Origin of the sequence: Bradyrhizobium sp. Ai1a-2 (assembly GCF_000426245.1) — a bacterium.
Taxonomy (GTDB): domain Bacteria; phylum Pseudomonadota; class Alphaproteobacteria; order Rhizobiales; family Xanthobacteraceae; genus Bradyrhizobium.
The window spans coordinates 99,981-118,647 of the sequence record NZ_AUEZ01000020.1 but is presented as its reverse complement, the minus strand read 5'-3'; the positions used below and the strand labels follow the sequence as shown (position 1 = coordinate 118,647).

The window sequence follows — 18,667 nt, the reverse complement described above, 5'->3', positions numbered from 1 at the left end:
CGAAGCCGGCAGCACCAACTGGCCCAAACGCGCCCGGCGCCGCCAGTCGTGCACCTGCTGGGGCCGGCAGCCATGGCGACGGGCGACGTCTGTGACAACCGCCCCCGGCTCGAGGCTTTCCGCGGCAATCTGTGCCTTCAAATCATCCGGCCACCGCTTGCGACCTGCGCCAGCATACACTTCGATACGCGGCGACAACGGTCGTCTTATGTCATCCGAATGGTCGTCCATTGTAAGCACCCTTGCTGAAGATGACTCTTCTAACGGTGCTCTTAAGACCCCGCACAAACAATCCGACGGGCCTCTGCGCTACGCTTACCATTCTTCGAGGCACCAATAACGAAGACGATTTCATTTACAATTATCTCGTCGGCACGGACGAGGGGAACACGGCTGTCCTAACGGGATTTTCGAGCGATAGGTTCAATACCTATAATATCACATACCAGTCCGATGTCCGGGCCTTTGTACCCCCAGCTAACGCTACGAGCATCACGGCCTATCACGAGACCTCCACCGAAATCATCGACGGAAATGACTATTTGGACGGAGGCCAGGGTAGCGACGCACTTTTCGGGGGCGGCGGAAACGACATTCTTGTAGGAGGAGCCGCATCTTTCACTGTTGGTATCGATGACGTGCTGTTCGGAGGCTGGGGGAACGATGTGCTCTTGGGCGGTAGCCCGGCGTCCCAAACAGACGGCGGCGACGATTATTTGAATGGCGGACCGGGAGATGACGTTCTATTCGGATTTCTAGGCAATGACACCCTCGATGGAGGCTCTAATCCTCAAGGTCAGAACTCCGATTTCGACGTCGCGTATTTCTCGGGCATAGCCAATGCAGACCCGTCCATATTTATACAATATGACACCCTAAAGAAATCGCTCACAATCGGCGGCGGCGCGACCAACGCAGCAGCAATTTTTCGAACCACAAATGGGATCGATGTACTTAGCAACGTAGAGGCCGTATCCTTTGGAACACCAGTCCTTAATAGTCCAACAGCGACGCTGTACCCAGCCTACACCAAATGGGGAAGCAGTAAGGCGTGGGGGACGTCTGGTGGCAACGTTACCGTAAGCCTAATGTCGGCAGGTGGCGTGTCGCTAGATTATTTTGATAGTGCAGAGCTCACGGGTCACCTGTCGGAGTCCATTAGTGGCTTTGGGTTAGCCGCTAGCCGCAACAACCTCATAACAGCCCTGAATGCATGGTCCGATGTTGCGGATATCAACTTTATATTGCGGCCAGATAATGATGCTGACGCACAGATCAAAGTGTATAAATCTCAATTTACACCCGGCTCTAACACCATAACTGACGGTGTTGGGAATCCCCCCAAGTACATCGGGAGTTTCACGAACGCCTCATTCATTACGCCTGGGCAACTTCATGAGACCGCACTATCCGGCGACATAGCTGTTAATAATTTTTCCGTTCCCCTGCTGCTCCACGAAGTCGGGCACGCGATTGGCCTCCGACATATGATCTTGTCAGACGGCCTGCCTGCCGTAATGGCGGACGGTAATGACGGCGGGGGAAATTTGCTGTCTCTACAGCCCGCAGATGTAACCTACGTTCAGCAACTGTATGGATCCAAATCACAAACGAGCGGAGCTGCTGTAGAAGGATACTTGAGTGGTGCCCACGTTTTCTTGGACAGTAACGGGAACGGTCTTCAGGATTCTGGTGAGCCGACTACGGTAACCGATTCAGCAGGAAGGTATATCATTGACGGGGTCGGTCAGTTGTATCTTTCGGGCGGGGTTGATGTTTCGACGGGCGTTGCATTTCTCGGTGAACTTCGAGCTCCAAGCGGGGCTCCATATATAACGCCTCTTACGACGATTGTCGTTGAGCTCGCTGAGCAAGGTGTCGTCAATCCGATGAATGTCGTCGCGGCGACGCTAAATCTTGGTTCTTTCGATATCATGACCACAGATCCACTTATCGCCGCTAAAGGCGGGGAAGCTGCGGCATTCATCCAAGGCGCTAAAATTTACAATACAGTTTCGCAGATCGCTTGCCTGATCTCTAGCGCTAGCGGTGGGTCCGTTGCAGATGCCACAATTGTCACATTCGATAAGCTCGCGGCACAAATTTCTATACTTCCCGTTGGTGAGACGTTCGATCTCTCAGACCAGGCAAGGGTGGAAGCACTAGTTGCCGCCGCTACGAGTGATCTACTTGATGCCGCTGCTAGAACCGGCCTTACAACTCTCGTGACCGCGCTGAACCAAGCAGTTGATCAGGTGCAAGCCGTGATTGACGGTGTCGGCCTCGTCGCTGCGATTCAAGCCATCGAGAAGGTGGCACAGGGCGCGGTATCGAGCGCCCTTTCATCTTCCGGCGGTAACGCCACAATAGTTCAGTCGATTGTGGACAGCTTCACTGGAGCGAATCTCACGGCGGCTATTTCAGCTGCAGCGAGTTCCCTCGGTGACGTCGATGGGCCCAACTTCCAAAATGCCCCACTTGCCGCAAGTGACACCGCCTCAACGCCGAGTGGTGTGGAACTTGTGCTTCCAGCCTCTGTAGTGCTAGGCAATGATACCGATCCCGACAAAGATCCCCTCGCAGTCACGGGCGCAGCGTCAGGGGTGAACGGAATAGCAAGTTTCAACGAAGCTACCGCGACACTCCACTTTGTTCCAACCGTCGGCTATGTGGGTCCAGCCAGCCTCAGCTATTCGATCAGCGACGGGCACGGAAACGCCGCAGTCGGCACTGTGAACGTCACGGTTGTCGGCGCAGTGAACGCCAATCCGGTCGCCACTGCTGACAACTTCGCTACAGGTGAGAACACCGCGCTCACCGGCCTCTCAGTGATCAGCAACGACAGCGATCCCGACGGTAACTCCCTGGCTGTCTCGGCGGTCAACGGCTCGGCCGCCAATGTTGGCAGCCAGATCGCGCTCGCCTCAGGCGCGCTGCTTACGGTAGGCGCCGACGGCAGTGTAGCGTACGATCCGAACGGAGCCTTTGAGGGCCTCAATGACGGGCAGTCGGCCGCCGATGACTTCAGCTACGAGGTGTCCGACGACCATGGCGGCAGCGCCACGGCAACCGCCACAATCACTGTCAATGGCGTCACCGATGTGCCGGTGAACCACCCGCCTGTGGCCGTGCATGATGCGCTAAGCGTCAACGAGAACGGTCCGATGGGAAGCGGAAACCTGCTCGACAACGATAGTGATCCGGATGGAGATTCGTTGACGGTCTCCGAAGTCAATGGCTCACCCGCCAATATCGGGTCACAGGTGACGTTGCCCTCCGGCGCCAAGCTGGCGGTATCCGCCAACGGCAGCTACAGCTACGATCCGAACGGGGCGTTTGCGAGCCTTCAAACCGGTCAGACCGCAACTGACAGCTTCACCTACGCCATCAGCGACGGAAAGGGAGGAGCCAGTTCAGCGACTGCGAACGTAACAATTGCCGGAGATTCGAGCATTGCGGTCACAGACGCCGTTCAAGCGCTTCTTTCAGCCAACAGCGGAATCACGATCACTGCGGCCAGTTATGCCGGAGCCACAGCTGCACTCGCCAGCCTTCCAAGCGTCGATCTCGGCATGGTTGGCAGTGAATCACTCACACTAGGACCCAGCCTTCTGCTCAGCAGCGGCAACGCGTCGATCGGATCGACCAACACCAGCCCCGGATTCACTGGCAATAACGGCATGCCCGGCTATGGGCCCCTCGAAAGCGTGCTCACCGCAGCCGGCTTCTCAGCACTTACGCATGATGCGGCCGTACTCACCATTACGTTTACGGTGGCCGATCCCACGGCGACGACGATCAGCCTCGACGCGCTCTTCGGGTCGGACGAATTCCCAGAGTACATCAACAACTTCGTTGACATAGCCGGCGTGTTCGTCGACGATCAGGACTATGCATTCTTCGATGTCAACGAACCCTCCACGCCATTGAGCGTGCTGTCGCAGAACGTCTCAGGCGGCTACTTCTTGAACAACAGCACGGCGGCCGCCGCGGGCGTGCCTGTGACACCCTTGACCACAGAGTATGACGGCGTATCGCACAAGCTCACGATATCCGGAGCGCTCGACCCGACGAGAACGGTGCACACTCTCACGATCACGGTCGCGGATACCGGCGACTTCGTCTTGGACAGCGGGATATTCATCAGCAACCTGAAGGCTGGTACGGGGGAAGCCGGAATCAATCTTAGTCCCATTGCCACTGACGATGCGCTTGCCGTGAACGCGGCGGGGCCGGCGGTGACCGGCGCCCTGCTTGCCAACGACTCGGATCCCGACAGTGACGCGCTCGCGATCACCACCATCGCAGGCCTGTCAGTGGCTACCGGCGGAACCGTCGACCTCGCCTCGGGCGCCAAGGTGACGCTGAATGCAGATGGCACCATTACCTACGATCCGAACGGCGCGTTCTCGGGCATTCCGCCCGGTCAAAACAGCGCCGACCAGTTCACGTACACGATCTCCGACGGACAAGGCGGGACGGCTTCCGCCAACGTCGCTGTCGCGATTGCCGGATCCAGCATCAATCAGCCGCCGACGGTCCATGGCGATGCGTTCTCGACCAGCGAGCATACCGTCCTGGCGGGCAAGAACGTGCTCGCCAACGACAGCGACCCGGACAACGATGCTCTCGTGGTCGCGGCAGTGAACGGCTCGATCGCCGACGTCGGCAGACAGTGCAAGCGGATGGTACTGTTGCCTACGACCCCAACGGCGCCTTCGATCATCTCAACGACGGCGAGACCGCCACAGACAGCTTCACTTACGCCGCCTCAGACGGCAGCGGCGACGCCGCCACGGCGACAGCGACAGTCACCATCAACGGAGTAACTGACGAGCCCGTCTCGTCGCCGAGCATAGAACTTTCCAAGTCGGTGGAGATACTCCACGTCGACAAAATCAAGGCGCATTGCTTCGGACCTCACGAGAAGCACCATGATGGTCATGATCGTGACGGTGCTAACGTCGATGTGCACGCTAAGGTCGCCTACACTTTCGAGGTGCGCAATACGAGCTCCGACCCAGCCGATGCCGAGCTGAAGCTCGTTTCACTGATCGATGACAACGGAACTCCGAACAATCCTTGCGACGATTTCGACGTCGTCGACGTTCGCAAGGCGTTTGTCGGCGGGGACAATGACTGCGACGGCCTGGTCGATGTAGGGGAGACTTGGACGTTTCGCGTTACTGACAGGGTCCATCTCGAGTCCGGAACAGAGATCGTGAATTCAGCAGTGGCCAGTGCGCGCGATGCGGACGGCAATTTGGCCACCAGCATGGATCAAGCTAGTCTCGGGACAGACGACGTGGTGATTAACCACAAAGCTCACTCGGGCAGTCAAACCGAGCGCGGAGCGGAAGGCCTACGCGACTGCTTTGAGCTAAATGCCAACCACCATGGCACTGATACGATCCGAGACTTCCTGCTCGCAGACGGGGATGCGTTCGTCTTCAAAGGTACTCGTTTCGAGAACGCAAGCGTGGAAGACGGCTCGCTGGTACTCAAGGCAGGGGCGAATGACGACCTGACCATCTGGGCTAACGCTGACAAGGACGCAAGACTCGAAAAGATCGCCGTCATAAAGGACTTTTTCGATGACAATGCCGATGCGCTTGCAGGCCTCGATATCGACACGGAGGACCTGCATGGCAACCTGTGCCCCGATGTTGCCAAAGCGGTCCTCAATGCTATCGGGAACGACATGTACTGGGCTTAGAAGCTCCCAGCATTCTGCCAAGGTTGCGTGAATCTGCTTCTTTGAACATGTTCCACGCGCCAGTATCGAGGGATGCTGGCGCCTAACTTTGGGTTAAAATACGACTAGTGATAGCGAGCATCGGACGTCCGCTATACCCTCAGAAACAGACCTCGGCCCCAAACTAAGTAGAACCGTGGTAGATTGCCCCGCCTAAGTCAGGAAAAGGAGGCTCTCATGCCCGGTCCGCCGCCTGAACATCCACACCTCCGCCTGCTCAAAGGCAACCCCGGCAAGCGCACGGCGCGCAAGCCGCCTGAGCCTGCACGCACCGAGCAATGGCCCAATCCACCGGCGCATCTGACAGGCCATGCGCGAGAGGTGTGGCTTCACCTCGCGCCGGAGCTGCATCGTCTCAACCTGCTCACCGTTCTCGACGTCGGTCCGTTCAGCGCCTACTGCTGTGCCTATGCGCACTGGCAACAGGCCGAAGAGGCGTTGCAGCGCTCGGGCGAACTGACGATCAAGACTGCCGAAGGCCTTCCCCGGGTAAACCCGCTGGTGCGGATTGCCTCGCAAGCTATGGAGGACATGCGGCGGATTGGCGCTGAGTTCGGCTTATCGCCGAACGCGCGATTACGGTTAAGCGGCATCACCCCGCCGCCTCCACCGAGCAAGTTTGATGGGTTGCTGAAGTGAAGCGTCGGCCTCGGCGAGTCGCCATTATTTTCATTCGAGACACACGCAAAGTGAGTTCATCCTGATCGGATTGGGCCAGGACGAGGTAGCCGAGTTAGTGCCGGCGCAACAGGACTGCGCTGACTCTGGGAGCGATCATGTCGAGCTTTTCGGTCTGTTGGAATCGGGTCCGTTTGGAATGGCGCAAACACACTGAAGGCGCGCCGTGGGCTCAAGAGGCCGTCTTGTGCGAACGTGTTCTGCTTGAGGGCAAGCCGACGCTACGGATCGTTTGTCGGATTGCTCGCGTGTTCGAAGACCGGATCGACGAGACCAGCGAGCGCGACCGGTTCTGGCATGCCGTGCGGGCGCGGCTCGGCCGTTTGCATCGACTGGGTCCGCGTGATCGATGGGCCATCGAACGCGAGATCGCGAATAGGGTGCCCCTGCCGGTGTCATTGCAACCGCAACCGCCGAACACTGCGAGGGGTCACTGACGGCAATCATGCGACAACTAATCAGCCCTAATTTAGTTGTGTCAACAATTTAGCGGACGCTGCATCCTTCCGCGACTCCAGCGCCGTGATCCCGCCTGCAGCGAACGCTGCCACGGCCTTTAAGAGATCGCCCAGCTGGCGAGCCGCTCCTTGATCGAAACGCGCATAAGCGCCTCCTGTGCTCGCGGCGATACCTTTGAAGACGGACTCGGCAACCGGGTCCTTGCCATCCTGAAAAACGAACATCGGTACGCCGAGCTTCCTTGCCTTGCCCAGGACGAGGCCCTCGGATTCCTCAAATGCATCTCCGACGAAGACCACCGCAGCGACGCGTTCTTTGGTGTTCTCGCGGAATACGTGGGACAGAACCTTACCGATCTGCGTTATTCCACCCATACAGACCAAAGATCGCATTGCCTTGGCCAATTGCCTAGGGTTTGCCATCCAGTTCGAAGCCCGACATTCCTGGCCACGATAAAAGACGAGCTGCACATGTAACGTACCGAGATTCGCAACCTCGGCAAACATCTGTGCTTGCAGGTCACAAGCCATGTCCCAGGTCGGCTGCCTCGAGGCGGTCGCATCAAGCGCGAAGATCAATCGCGCCTGAACCGAAGTCTCGGCCCGCATCTGCACAAGGAGATCATTGAGCTCGCTCTGATTGGTCACTTTCATCTCGGAGCTGGTTTTTGTGATGTCGTTATCTGCCATCGTTTACTCCTGTCTCACGTCATACTTCACCTTTCTGTTCAGGTTCTGCAGCGGTTTGCGGCTGTTTGCTTAACTTTCTACTGAGCTGAGAAAATTTCGCAGATAGAAAAATGCGAAATAAATATAACGGTATGGAAATTAAGCTCGACCGCCACGAACCGCCGCAAAGTGCCTCCCTGTCATATCTTCACAAGGGAGTAGTGCGCTCTTTTCGTGTGCGAGTCCTGGCCTCTCACCAGCTGATAATCGCCCACGATGCGGCAGCTCTTGCGCAACCAATTGCCAAGACGTTCGGGCGAGATCTCGTTGCGGTTCTTGTCTCGCGCGATCCGCAACAGAAAGTCCCGGAGCGCCGGTGGATTGAACTTGCTCGGCGCATTGGCATCAGCGAGCTCGATAATGCGTGCGACCGTATAAGGCGTGTTGAGAGGGATCCGGTAATCCAGCCAGAGCTGATGAAATTCGGCGATCAGCAGTAATTCCGGATTCTCGGCGCGAACCTCGTCCATGCTCTGCCGCGGATCGCGTTCGCCTAGCCAGACCAGCGGCGAACGCACCATACTGGACCATGCGCCATAGGATCCTAGCGAATCACACACACTCGGTCTGCCGGCAGCGATATAGGCTCTAACGATCGTCAATGCGGCCGCAACGTAATCGGCCCGTCTGTTGTAGGCGAGTGCCAGCGTGTCGCGCCTGAATTCTCGCAGTTCCGGCCGTTCGCTCAACGCCTTGAGCTCACAGATCAGCCCGCGCCTCAGCATGTCCCCAGCGAATCCGATGCCGTTGCCGGTCGCAAAAACGGCTGTATGACACTCGCAGACCGGCATTTCGGAGCGGCCAAGAATTCGGACCGTTATCATGGAACGCTCGGTCAGCTGATTCAGAATCTGACCTTCGAGATCACGGGTACAGTTATCGAACGAAAAGATCTGGGCGCCGGCGAGCACCAGGGCGCCGACACGCTTCTCATTCTCCTCGTCACTCGAAAGGGTCGTCACCGGGCAGAGCTGACCCGTGACGATCATGGAGATGACGTCGACCAGCAGGCTCTTGCCGACGCCTGGACCGTCGCCGCGCACGAGGCACACTGGCGCGGTCGGCAAGCTTCCGCGCAACAGCGCGGCCAGGAGTCCGGCGAGCGCAACCGAAAGGTCGAGGTCTTTTCGTCTGAACGAAAACTCGCCGAACAGGTCCTTCAGCATGTCGAGCTTCGCCTGCGCCTCCGCCCTGGTCGGCTTATCCGGGATCAGTGGCAGCGCAAACCCAGGGACCAGGTAAAGCTCTGACCGTGCATCATAGCCCGGAGTGCACAAGAGGGTCCCATCAAACCGAAGCGTCGGGGTCGTTATGATCCCGCTGACAAGGGCAAATCCCCGCTGCCCCTCTCGCGACAACAGCATTCGCACCAGTTCACGCGTCGGATCGGCGGCCACCCATGCCTTCAGTCGCCGGTTGTACTTTTCGAAGATCGCGGATTCCGCGACCGGCAGGGTGAGTGAATCGGCGGTGAATGTCGCAAGCTTCGCCTGCATCGTCTTGCGCCCGTCGGCGGTCGCAACGGATTGGTGGAATGCCGGGTAGACCAAGATTCCGGTCCCGGCGCGCGTGTAGACCTCGGCGCCGGAATCGAGCAGGGCCTGCTCCGTCTCTTTGACGATATGCGGCAGTTGCCCGGCCTCGAGCCGAATCGTCGGAAGAACATGCGGCTGCGGATTGGGCTGTGGACCAGACCCCTGCCCACCGGTGTACCGCGGCGGTGGCGGAGGGGGCGGCGGCGACGAAGACGACGTGCCCGCCGTCGTGCCGGGCGTTTTGCCGTAGGACCGCCTGACTTCCTTCTCGAGCCGCTTCCGGTACTTTGCGCTTACGCCATTCGGATACCGCTTGAACAGTTCGACGATGTCCTCGACGCTCCAGCGCCGTTGCCCGAGCCGACGCACCACGCTCTGAAACAGCGCGGATCGTGACTTGTCGTTGCCGCGGCCATTGCCGCCATTCTTGATGTCGGCCATAAGGTCGGCCGGTAATGTTGATTCGTCCGGGTTGGTGGTGCTTCCGGTGCTGGTGCCGCCGGCGCTTGAGCCCGGAGCCATCGCCGCTGCCGGCGTGGCCGGCCTCGAGAACGCGGCGAGAAGCTCGTCGGGGTCCCAGAGGCGCCCAGTCTCCTCAATGATCCTGGTCGGCTCGACAGCTATTCTGCCGCGGGCCCGTTTCTTCGCATTCGGGTAATTCGGACTACCACCAATGCGGTAGAATTGCGTAATGACGCCGGTGTCGCCGTCTGCGCCGGAGCTTGCGCGCATCGCGTCGCCGATGACCTTGGCCTCGTCGGCGCAAATTGCACGCGACAAGAAAAACCAAAAGTGATGGTTCCCGGGCGACGTCTCGACTGTCAGGCTGGGGCGCATAGAGAGATTGCAGGCCTTGCTCTTGTCGGCGTCCGAGTCGACGACCAGAGCGAACACATAGTGGGTATCGTTGTGATCGCCGCGGCAGCCGCGGAGCCCGGGCCGCACCGTACGGGTCTCGACATACACGTTGAGATGCGCGGCGTCAGCCACCGCCGCCTCGATCATATGGGTGACGTCGTCGACCGCGAACGACTGCGTCAGCACCTTGTCGGAATCGAGCGGACTGATGCGGCAGAGATTGAGTACGCCGGGCGAGTTGGTGCCGGCCTTCTTGGTCAACTCCGCGATATGCCCGCTGATGATCTTCAGGAACCGCTCGATCTCGCCGGCGTCAACAATTGTAGTCATATTTTGCCTCCAGCCCTGCGGTAGATTTTGAAAATCAGCGCCGTTTGCTTTTCGGAGAACGACTTGCTCGGCGCGTGCCGCATCTGAATGGCCATGTCTTCGATGAAATTGCGCTCCCAGGAATTCAGCCGACTCAGATACTGGTGCGCGAACAACACGGCCGCCTCACAGGTCAGCTCATCGCTGTCGGCCGCACCGAATCCGATCGCCGCGTTCCGCGGCATCTTCTTGCGCTCGTCCTCGGCGCCCTTGCTGTAGCCGTCCAGCCACGCCTTTTTGTAGAACTCGGCGTTGGCGCCGGCGCCGTTCTCCTCGAGCTTCTGGATCGAATCGGCGAGATCATGGATATCGGCACAACGCGATTTCAGCGTCGCCCTGATCAGGCGAACGGCCGTCAAAACCTCGTCGTCCTGGTCGGAGGAGAGCCGACGGATAAGCTTGACTAGCTTGCTGCTCTTGTCTCCGCGGCCTTTGTCTTCGTCACTCATCTCCAGCATCTCCCCTTGTGTGGGCAGATGTTGCAATGGAAGTTATCGCGATTGTTGGCGACGCGCGGCAGCAACTCGCCGGCACGGGTCGCGGCAATGATCATGGCCGCGCGGTCGGCCCAGTATTGTGCAACCTGCGCATTGAAGGGCACAACGAAGTGCAAGAGCTCGCAGGTGTCGGCATTCGCCGCTGTGAATAATACGGGATTGGTTCGATTCAAATGGCGCTGATAGACCGACACTTGCGCCGCGTATTTGGGGAAGGTCTTTATAAGACCATCTTTTGCGACGGCGCGCCAATTTTTGCCGTTGAGCGCCTTGCACTCCCAAAGGCACGGGTAGGCGAGATGCGCGTCAGGCAGATCCGGGCCGGCGAAAATCAGCCCGTCGGCGTGGCCGCGGAAATTGCGGTCGAGCGCCGTGAACTCGAGGTCGGCCGGATTGGTCGAGAACTTGAATCCGGCCTCGATCAATTGCTCGCGCGTTCGAAACTCAAAGAAGTGGCCACGCTCGAAAATTCTCCTGACGCGCGCCGCGAGCTCGGGCTTGCACCACCAGTCATATTGAATTCGCCTCGCGCAGTCATCGCCGATGGCGCTGGCACCGAGATAGGGCCGCGGCAGTTCAGGCATGCTGGTGCGCTCAATCAACGCGTTGATCCCGACGTTGAAGGGTTGATCGGTCAGGTTGGTAATGTTGAAGTCGGGCATCTTATCGTGACCTTGGCTTACTGTGACTTTGGCGCGTAGCGGATGGTCGACTTCGACGCTGTTCGCCACGGCACCTAGCCCCACAGGAACCGCGCGCTGTTTTCTTTCGGCGACTTGTTCTTGCCGGGCATGTCATACCACTTGATGCACCTGGTCAGGATGATCTTGCCCGCGAACTTGGAACAACGACCGAACAGGCCTCGGCGAGTCTTCGCCGAATCGAAATCTGCCGGCAGCAACATCGCCATGAAGCCGGAATTCATTTGGACTAGACCGATCTCGATGAACAAGACGCCGAGCCGACCGCGGTGGCCCAGCGGCGGATTCGTGACGACCGCATCGAAGTCCTCGACGGCGCCGTTGCAGCGTGCATCAAACTGAAATTCGAGCTGCGTCGACCGCGTGAAATCGACGAGACCGTTAAGTTGCTCGTAGCCACGGTCCTCGATATCGGTTGCGTAGACCTCGGCGCCGGCGGCTTTCAGCGCCTCAGCCATACGGCCGTCGCCACATGCCGGCTCGAGAATGTAGAGGTCCTTGATATCGATGTGCTCGGTCAGCGCCTCGATGACCCACGCAGGGGTCGGATAATAGTCACGTTCGATACGCCGATAACCGTTCTCGTGCTTACCCATGATGATGATGTCCTGGTCGATGACGTTCCCGGTCAAAACGGAATCTGGTCGTCCAGCTTGGTTGCCTCCTGTGTCACGCCGCGGCCGGAGAGATCGCGGGCGCGCATTGCCGGCTCAATCAACTTGATTGCCTCAAGCAGGAACTTCGTCATGGTCGCTTTGGGCCACGCATTCAGGGGCTCTGACCAATCGATGTCGGAGCAAGCCTCGGCGAGCTCGGGCAGGATCGCGATGATCGCGCCGGCGTCCCACGGATCCGGCGTAATGTGCGTATTCCGGATCGTGCGCTCGGCCTCGATGCCCTCTGCGCTTGCCTGTTCCGCGCGCGTCGCGATCCAGCCAAAGATGATCGCCGCGGCGAAGTAACCCCATTCCTGATCGGACAGCCCACCTATTGGCGTCGCCGGCGGAATCACCCTGCCGACCATCTTGCGCGCTTCGGCAACGGCATTCGCGGTTGCCCGCCTTTGCCATGCGTCCGCGATGGCGCTCGCCGAAGGTTCGCGAAATTGAATCCTGGGCTTGCGCATGACCTTAGTCCTCCGCCCATTTGGGCTTCTGGACCGGCATAGGCGGCACGACTGGAGCGTTGGCCGGCGCCGCGGCCGAGGGCGCAGATTGCACCTGAGCGACCGGACCGTATTTGCCCCAGTCCGGATGATCGTTGGTGATCACGCCGGCGAGCACGTTCTTGGGCGGATAAGTGTTGCCGTTCTCAGTCTTCTCGCCTTCGATCCCAGCGACCGCGATGAAGCGTAGGCCGTCGAAATCCTGGTAGTCACGGTCCCTCCTTGTGCGCGCCTCGGCGCTCGTCACGTCCTTCGGGTCGATGTCGAAGGCTGAGTCGAGAATGCTCTTGAGCTTGCCGTGGCTGATCGCCGTGGCCCGTTCCTTGGTCGGATCGACAATGAAATTGTTGTAGAAGACCTTTTGCGCATGCTCGCCGCTCACCACCGTGAACTTGCACTTGAGCATCTCGGTGCCGGTGGTGGCCCGCGAGAGCTCACCATGTTGACCGGCGCCACCACCGATAACGCTCATCTGGACGACGACGGGCGTGTTGTCCGGAATCAGACCGTTGAATCCGCCGGACGCATCAGAGAAATTAATGGGCATTCTGGCCTCCATGGTTGATAAGAAGCTTGTCGAGTAACGCGCCAAGATCCGGCTTCTCATACAGATCGAGGCGCCCCGAGCGATCCTTGCTCGGGTAATTCCAGGGGTTTGGTTGATTGCAGATGAAGGCACGCACCAGCTTGGCATCACCGAAATCGGCAAAGGCCAGGACGATCACCTCGTCGACGACTGCCGGGAGTTCGCGCGAAAAGCGTTGGCCTTCGGTTTGAAGGCCCCACGTCGCAACTCCGAGATTGTCGACGCTACGCTCGAGGACGCAGGTCATGATGATGTTGCGCCGGCGATCGCGTTGCAGCCGGCTTAACCAGGCGATCATCTGCCGCGCATGAAGACCATAGGCACCGCGCAAGTCCTTGCGACCGTGGCTGAACGCCTCGGGTTGCCGCTCGGCAAAGGCGAACGAGCGCCGTGAAACATCAGTCAAGGAATCGATAACGACAGTCTCGTACGTCGCGAGCTTTGCGCATTCCGGTTTCGCGATGAGGACGTCGTAGCGTGCCTTCGAATAGGGCTCCGATGGCGCCTGTACCAGGTCGGGGCCGCCGAGGATAAGGGCGATGTCGCGCAGCTCCTCCCAGGTCGGCTCGTGAATAGCGTGTATGGGAACATCGGCAATCGCCAGGTCGCCGGATTCGCAATTGATTAGGAGGGACTTAGTTAGCCTCTCGCGGAGCGTCCTTGTTTGCGACGTCTTACCAATGCCGGGAATGCCAGCGAGGCAGATTGTAACGCCGCGCTGTTCTTGCGCCCGTTGGTCGATGGTAACGATCTGCACGACATTCCTCCCATGTGTAAGGCAAACGGCGCGTGCCCCACACAGGAGAGGGGCGCCTTTTAATTGTTGGCGACTAGTTGTTGGCGACTCAGCTGCAACCTCTGAAGCGGCGATCTTTCCGAAAGGTCGTGAGTTCGTTGGAGCGTGCTTAGGGTGCTTTCGATTGAATGGCGTCGCCGGCCCTAACGGCGCGGCCGGCGAAGCCAAGGCCTTTCCGGATCAGTGAGCCTGATGATGAGCTTCGACTTGGGCTGCGACAGCCAAGATCTTGTCGACGCCGGCTTCATGCACCATGGCGAACAGGACGCTATCGTCCAGCTTGCCGTTAGTGGTGGTCGGCTTCGACAGTGACGGTATCTTCGGTGCGCGGCTCAGCGCCGAGAGATTGATCCACCAGATCTCGCCGGATGCGATCGCGTGGCGCTTCTCCGGCGGCATCGCGCGGACCACACGAATATAGGTCTCGTTGACACCAAACCACTCCGCGAGCTGACGAGCGGTCGGGACGAGATCCACGTCGCCCTCGAGGATGCAGGCCAACTTGGCGGCAAGCTGGCGCTTGTCCAGATGCTGGCGCAGTAAGCTGAGTGCGGATTGTCTGGGGCGTCCAGTTGCGGACCCATTCGCGTTTATGTTAGTCATCAACACACTCCTCTGGCCTTTCAGGTTTTGAAGACGGGCCCGATGTTCGTAGCGTCGGGCTCGTTCACCGTTTGCGGCAAGACCGGAGAAATCCGCAGACGGCTCTCCGCGCATTCGCGCGAAAAACTGGATTAGGCGGCGGCCTTTTTCTTCCTCGCCGCGGTCGCAGCTGAAATTCCAAAGACGGCGTTCGTCGGATCGTTGCCCAAGGCTCTGAGCAGCATGCGGAGGCAGACCATGGCCTCGGCGAGGTCGGCGGCTGCAGCTGTTTCTGATGCGTCCGGCGCATCGGCGGTCCTGACGTGCGACAGCGCCTTCTTGAGCAACATTGTGCCCTTGCTGTCCGGATTGCTGGCGGCCTTTTCGACGCGGACGAGGTCGCGTATCCGACGATAGAAGGCCAGGGACATAGCCAGTCGGAATTCTTCTATGCCGATCTCGTCCAGGAATTCAGTGCGCGCCGCCTCTGACTCGCGCTTCCAATGCTTCACGAGAGTCTCTCTGTCTTTGGGCGACTTGTTCGAGGGGGTCTGCTTGCGGATCATGCGCAGGGCGGCATAGATCGAAGTGTGTCCAGACCTGTGGACACTTTCCTCATATCGAGCGAGCAGCATGTAATTATACATCGTCGACTTCTTCAGGCCGTTCTGCCTCAGCCAACGGCGGAAGCGACGAGGGATGCACTCGTTGACTTTATTGCCGTGCTTGCCGGCTTCGATCGCGTGATTGATGCGGTCGAGGCCGGCGAGATCGGCGGCGGCGCATTCGCGCTGAATGATCGCAGCCTCTTCATCGAGCTTGACGTCGACGGGCGGGGTGTCGATATAAGCCACGTTCGGATCTCTTCACTTTGGTCGGTGGTAGGGAGACGAAAATAAAAGCCGGCCTCCGCCTCAACGGGGTGCCGGCTTCTCCTTTTCGAGGTCGTAATATGTGACGGTCGCGCGACGGGTCTTGCTGCGAATCCTGTTCGGGTTGAAGTGAGGATCAGCTTCCGCGAGTGCGTTCTGCCAGCGAACAATATCGCTGGCGAACCATGCGACTCGATTTGGTGAAATGTGAACGGGCCGCGGGAAAAGCCCCTTCTTGATCATGTTGTAAAGCGTGGCGCGCTTGAACGGCACCAGAGCCAAGACTTCCGCCTCGATCAACATCTTCTGCGGCTCAAGCGAGGGCTGCTCGTCCGAAATGGCCGTGCTCGTCAGCTGTTCGTTGCGGTCGTAAATCATAGGGCGGCCGATTGCTTGAAGGGGAATTAGCTTGCGTTGGAGAGCATCAGCGCGTCTTTGACGCGCATGCCAAGGCGGCGCGGGCCCAGCTGGATGATGCGGTCGCGGTCCGTGCGGAGGAGCGTCTCAACCGACACGCCGCGCAAGCGCGCCGCCTCTGCCAGAGGCGCGATCCGCTCAAGCTCGATCTGGGTGAGAGCAATTTCGGTAGACATCGGATCGGACCTCCACTTGCGCCGCATGAGATGGCTTGCGTGCGTCTTTAGTGAAGGTACGCCTGAATTTTCGAATCCCGCCCCGCATCATACGCGGCGCGGAAGATGCGGAGGCTGCGGAAGATGCGGAAAAGTTCCCCTCTAAGAGGACAGCTCCTTTCGAACACGGTCAATGACGTCTGGAGATGGGTACGGCTTATCGTCCATTCCGGCTTTCTTTCCGGCTTCGCTTGTCAATTCTTCGATGATGGCTTTTTCGAGCGTGCTCGTGTACACGCTCGGAATCTGGCCATCGGGAAACTTGCGTCGAAGCGCCCACCGCACGCGATCCGATTGAGGTTGCCTTCTCTTCTCAGGCTCGTGCTGTTGCCGCGACGCCGTCGCCGATGCCGGCAGCAGAGCGCCTATCTCATCGGCGTCGAATTCGAACGTGTAGGCCATCGGATCCCAGCCGATGCCGCCAGCCGGCACGGCATCGAGGTGCGGACCATCCACTTCCTCTTTGGCCACCATGACCAGCGAGGTCGAGCTGAATGACGCGGGCACCAAATTCCCGTTGCACCAGAGCCGGCAATAACGGCCGCGAACCCAGTTCGTGAAATCCTGCGCGATCCTGTCGATTGCCCAGTCCGGCCGCAGAGAGAGTATCAGGTTCAATGCACCGTTCAGCGAAATGGAGGAACTTGGACCAGGTGTTGTGCTATGTTCGGTATCAGTCTCGGCCATCGGCTTGCTCCGCTGGCATCGGGATTAGGGCCATCGCTGACGTTCACAGCGTCACGATGGTCCGAGATTAGCAGAGACGTGAACTTCCTTCAAAACCCGAAACGGCGACCGGGTCACCTCGGCCGCCGTTCGGTTTCCATCAGATCGACTTTTAGGCGACGGCCTTCATGTCCTCATCCGAAGACTCCACGTCGCCGACGATTTCACGCAAGGCCGCGGCGACACCGTCGAGGACCATGCGTTTCTCAGTCAGACGCCGGCTCAAGTTGTAGACCTTTCCGGTCACACTCGGCAGACGCGCGCCGTTTTCGTCGCGCTTGGTCATGTGATCAAGGCACTTGGCAATCGCGCCGTCGCTGAAGCCAAGATCGCCGGCCAGCGTTGCGCTCGTTCTCCTGAGATCGTGCGGCGTGAACGGCTTCAAGCCGAGCAGATCGCAGATCCCGGCTGTCCGCACGGAGCCGTCGCGGTTCTTGGAGCCGCGAAGGGCCGCAGACATGCTCTTGCGTTCGAGTGGACTGTCACCGCCGAAGCGGCCGGCGAAGACGAACGTCTGCTTGTCGTTCGTGATGGCCTCCTTGATGAGTTCGACGGCGAGGCTCGACAAAGGCTGTTGAATGGGCCGCCGACGCTTCACGCGCACCGTCGGGATGTCCGCGCGCGGATGCGTGCCATCCAGGTCAGCCAGCTCACTACAACGCATGCCGAGCAGCTCCCAACTTCTCAACATGGTTACAAGGCAGAGCTTGAGACCGAGCCGCGTGCGACGATCCCATGGCATATCGGCGCGGTCGAGGCCATGCCAGAGGATCTTGATTTCGTCGGCCGACAGGACGCGGCTGCGCGGATGCTCATGCGGCAGCTCCGGGAGGTTTGCCGTCGGGTCGCATGATGGCGGGACATAGTCCTGCCCCGGCTCCCGGGCCCAGCGATACAAGCCGCCGATGGCCCGCCGCGCGTGGCGGGCGTTCGCAATGGACAGCTTACCGCCGTGCGTGCCAGTCATGATGGCGTTCAACAGCGTCGCGACATCGGACGGCGTGACATCGGCGGCGAGCCGCTTGCCGAGCGTCGGGACCACAAGACGGCGGAGATGGCTCGCTACATTGCGCCAGCTCTCGATGATCGGACGCATCTCACCGTCCGCCTTTCGCTCCAGTTTCTGCATGAAGGTGATGCGACGCTCTGCGAGATCGCTGACGGTCTTGCCCTGCTTCACCTTCAGCGTCTTGGCGCGGCGATCCTGTCCGAAGACATCCTCGCCTTTCGCCAGGCGTACCCGCACCGCGTAGGATGCGGCGCGTGCGTCATCGACCGTGAAGAGATCGCGGACATACGGCTGAAGCCGCAGGCACCGTGACTTGCCGGCGAAAGGATCGTGGGCCTGCAAAAAGAAAGTGGCAGCGCCGCTCGTGGTGATGGAAACGTAGAGGCCATCGACTTTCGAGTCGTAGAACTTGGTGCGCTCCTCGACGCGCCGCTCGCAAAGGCGGTTGGTCAATAGGATGCGTGCCTGACGGCCGCGGCGGGACTCAATGGCGGGGCCATCGCCGGTGGCGACCGGGACGGCATTCGTGATAGGCTGCAACATGGTTCTGGCTCCTGCACAGGGTTGGGACTGTCAGGGCCCGGTCGAAGTTTTTGCCGTTGCAAAGGGACAAGAGGCTTAGGCCGGGCCTAGAACGCGTCGAAACGCGATAGACCGCCCAAAGCAGCGTAGCCGATAAGCTCTTGATTTACAGGGATTTGTTAGTCTGTCGGCGTCTA

18 protein-coding genes and 1 pseudogene are annotated in these 18,667 nt (G+C 59.4%); 4 read left to right on the top strand and 15 right to left on the bottom strand.

Annotated features, from left to right (window positions below; genetic code table 11):
- The coding region (locus tag K288_RS50610) for a transposase (RefSeq protein WP_152535545.1) at positions 1-231 on the bottom strand (231 nt) is incomplete at its 3' end.
- Positions 232-251: 20 nt separating this feature from the next.
- Here K288_RS50610 and K288_RS50605 point away from each other — a divergent pair.
- The 4 genes and pseudogenes from K288_RS50605 to K288_RS52390 form a co-directional block, all read left to right on the top strand.
- Positions 252-4,664: pseudogene (locus K288_RS50605) on the top strand (Ig-like domain-containing protein); the annotation flags it as partial.
- An 11-nt stretch (positions 4,665-4,675) separates the two neighbouring features.
- Positions 4,676-5,716: a VCBS domain-containing protein gene (locus K288_RS54715; protein ID WP_244443154.1), complete on the top strand. Its 1,041-nt coding sequence runs from the start codon at positions 4,676-4,678 to the stop codon at positions 5,714-5,716.
- 216 nt (positions 5,717-5,932) lie between these two features.
- Complete coding sequence (locus tag K288_RS0116225; RefSeq protein ID WP_027580511.1) at positions 5,933-6,394, top strand: phage terminase small subunit P27 family; 462 nt, start codon at positions 5,933-5,935, stop codon at positions 6,392-6,394.
- Between the two features lie 137 nt (positions 6,395-6,531).
- The gene (locus K288_RS52390) at positions 6,532-6,870 is read left to right on the top strand and encodes a hypothetical protein (RefSeq protein ID WP_152535543.1); all 339 of its coding nucleotides are present in this window, start codon (positions 6,532-6,534) and stop codon (positions 6,868-6,870) included.
- A gap of 27 nt (positions 6,871-6,897) precedes the next feature.
- Here the strand turns inward: K288_RS52390 and K288_RS0116215 are convergent, their stop codons facing one another.
- The 14 genes from K288_RS0116215 to K288_RS0116150 all read right to left on the bottom strand — a co-directional run bounded on the left by K288_RS0116215 (position 6,898) and on the right by K288_RS0116150 (position 18,491).
- Complete coding sequence (locus K288_RS0116215; RefSeq protein ID WP_027580510.1) at positions 6,898-7,581, bottom strand: hypothetical protein; 684 nt, start codon at positions 7,579-7,581, stop codon at positions 6,898-6,900.
- 179 nt (positions 7,582-7,760) lie between these two features.
- Positions 7,761-10,343: a DNA-primase RepB domain-containing protein gene (locus K288_RS49575; RefSeq protein ID WP_027580509.1), complete on the bottom strand. Its 2,583-nt coding sequence runs from the start codon at positions 10,341-10,343 to the stop codon at positions 7,761-7,763.
- Entirely contained in the window at positions 10,340-10,831 is a 492-nt protein-coding gene (locus K288_RS0116205; RefSeq protein ID WP_152535542.1) for a hypothetical protein, read from the bottom strand. Before K288_RS0116205 ends, K288_RS49575 begins: the two co-directional genes overlap by 4 nt.
- A complete protein-coding gene (locus K288_RS0116200) occupies positions 10,828-11,610 on the bottom strand; it encodes a hypothetical protein (RefSeq protein WP_084799610.1) in 783 nt (260 codons plus the stop codon). Before K288_RS0116200 ends, K288_RS0116205 begins: the two co-directional genes overlap by 4 nt.
- A 5-nt stretch (positions 11,611-11,615) precedes the next feature.
- Positions 11,616-12,212 (bottom strand): SAM-dependent methyltransferase, encoded by a 597-nt coding sequence (locus tag K288_RS49570; RefSeq protein WP_027580506.1) that lies wholly within the window; start codon positions 12,210-12,212, stop codon positions 11,616-11,618.
- Positions 12,209-12,706, bottom strand: a complete 498-nt coding sequence (locus tag K288_RS0116190) for a hypothetical protein (RefSeq protein WP_027580505.1) — start codon at positions 12,704-12,706, stop codon at positions 12,209-12,211. Before K288_RS0116190 ends, K288_RS49570 begins: the two co-directional genes overlap by 4 nt.
- A 4-nt stretch (positions 12,707-12,710) precedes the next feature.
- Entirely contained in the window at positions 12,711-13,292 is a 582-nt protein-coding gene (locus K288_RS0116185) for a hypothetical protein (protein WP_152535541.1), read from the bottom strand.
- Positions 13,282-14,088 (bottom strand): AAA family ATPase, encoded by an 807-nt coding sequence (locus tag K288_RS45630; protein ID WP_051334555.1) that lies wholly within the window; start codon positions 14,086-14,088, stop codon positions 13,282-13,284. The genes K288_RS0116185 and K288_RS45630 overlap by 11 nt, the downstream gene beginning before the upstream one ends.
- A 219-nt stretch (positions 14,089-14,307) precedes the next feature.
- A complete protein-coding gene (locus K288_RS0116175) occupies positions 14,308-14,730 on the bottom strand; it encodes a hypothetical protein (protein ID WP_152535540.1) in 423 nt (140 codons plus the stop codon).
- A 131-nt stretch (positions 14,731-14,861) separates the two neighbouring features.
- Positions 14,862-15,563 carry a hypothetical protein gene (locus K288_RS0116170; protein WP_027580502.1) on the bottom strand — a complete coding sequence of 234 codons (702 nt, stop codon included), beginning with the start codon at positions 15,561-15,563 and terminating at the stop codon, positions 14,862-14,864.
- 60 nt (positions 15,564-15,623) lie between these two features.
- Positions 15,624-15,959 carry an AlpA family phage regulatory protein gene (locus K288_RS45625; protein ID WP_043159969.1) on the bottom strand — a complete coding sequence of 112 codons (336 nt, stop codon included), beginning with the start codon at positions 15,957-15,959 and terminating at the stop codon, positions 15,624-15,626.
- Positions 15,960-15,985: 26 nt separating this feature from the next.
- The gene (locus K288_RS0116160) at positions 15,986-16,174 is read right to left on the bottom strand and encodes a hypothetical protein (protein ID WP_152535539.1); all 189 of its coding nucleotides are present in this window, start codon (positions 16,172-16,174) and stop codon (positions 15,986-15,988) included.
- Positions 16,175-16,315: 141 nt separating this feature from the next.
- On the bottom strand, positions 16,316-16,900 hold the full coding sequence (locus tag K288_RS0116155; protein ID WP_152535538.1) for a hypothetical protein: 585 nt from the start codon (positions 16,898-16,900) through the stop codon (positions 16,316-16,318).
- A gap of 151 nt (positions 16,901-17,051) precedes the next feature.
- Positions 17,052-18,491 carry a tyrosine-type recombinase/integrase gene (locus K288_RS0116150; RefSeq protein WP_051334554.1) on the bottom strand — a complete coding sequence of 480 codons (1,440 nt, stop codon included), beginning with the start codon at positions 18,489-18,491 and terminating at the stop codon, positions 17,052-17,054.
- Between the last annotated feature and the right edge of the window lie 176 nt (positions 18,492-18,667).

Excerpts from the sequence above, each read along its gene's own strand:
- K288_RS0116150 (WP_051334554.1), bottom strand. The coding sequence starts at position 18,491 with ATGTTGCAGCCTATCACGAATGCCGTCCCGGTCGCCACCGGCGATGGC.
- K288_RS0116215 (WP_027580510.1), bottom strand. The coding sequence starts at position 7,581 with ATGGCAGATAACGACATCACAAAAACCAGCTCCGAGATGAAAGTGACC.
- K288_RS0116160 (WP_152535539.1), bottom strand. The coding sequence starts at position 16,174 with ATGTCTACCGAAATTGCTCTCACCCAGATCGAGCTTGAGCGGATCGCG.
- K288_RS0116225 (WP_027580511.1), top strand. The coding sequence starts at position 5,933 with ATGCCCGGTCCGCCGCCTGAACATCCACACCTCCGCCTGCTCAAAGGC.
- K288_RS0116205 (WP_152535542.1), bottom strand. The coding sequence starts at position 10,831 with ATGAGTGACGAAGACAAAGGCCGCGGAGACAAGAGCAGCAAGCTAGTC.
- K288_RS0116175 (WP_152535540.1), bottom strand. The coding sequence starts at position 14,730 with ATGACTAACATAAACGCGAATGGGTCCGCAACTGGACGCCCCAGACAA.
- K288_RS45625 (WP_043159969.1), bottom strand. The coding sequence starts at position 15,959 with ATGATTTACGACCGCAACGAACAGCTGACGAGCACGGCCATTTCGGAC.
- K288_RS49575 (WP_027580509.1), bottom strand. The coding sequence starts at position 10,343 with ATGACTACAATTGTTGACGCCGGCGAGATCGAGCGGTTCCTGAAGATC.
- K288_RS0116155 (WP_152535538.1), bottom strand. The coding sequence starts at position 16,900 with ATGGCCGAGACTGATACCGAACATAGCACAACACCTGGTCCAAGTTCC.
- K288_RS0116185 (WP_152535541.1), bottom strand. The coding sequence starts at position 13,292 with ATGCCCATTAATTTCTCTGATGCGTCCGGCGGATTCAACGGTCTGATT.
- K288_RS52390 (WP_152535543.1), top strand. The coding sequence starts at position 6,532 with ATGTCGAGCTTTTCGGTCTGTTGGAATCGGGTCCGTTTGGAATGGCGC.
- K288_RS0116190 (WP_027580505.1), bottom strand. The coding sequence starts at position 12,706 with ATGCGCAAGCCCAGGATTCAATTTCGCGAACCTTCGGCGAGCGCCATC.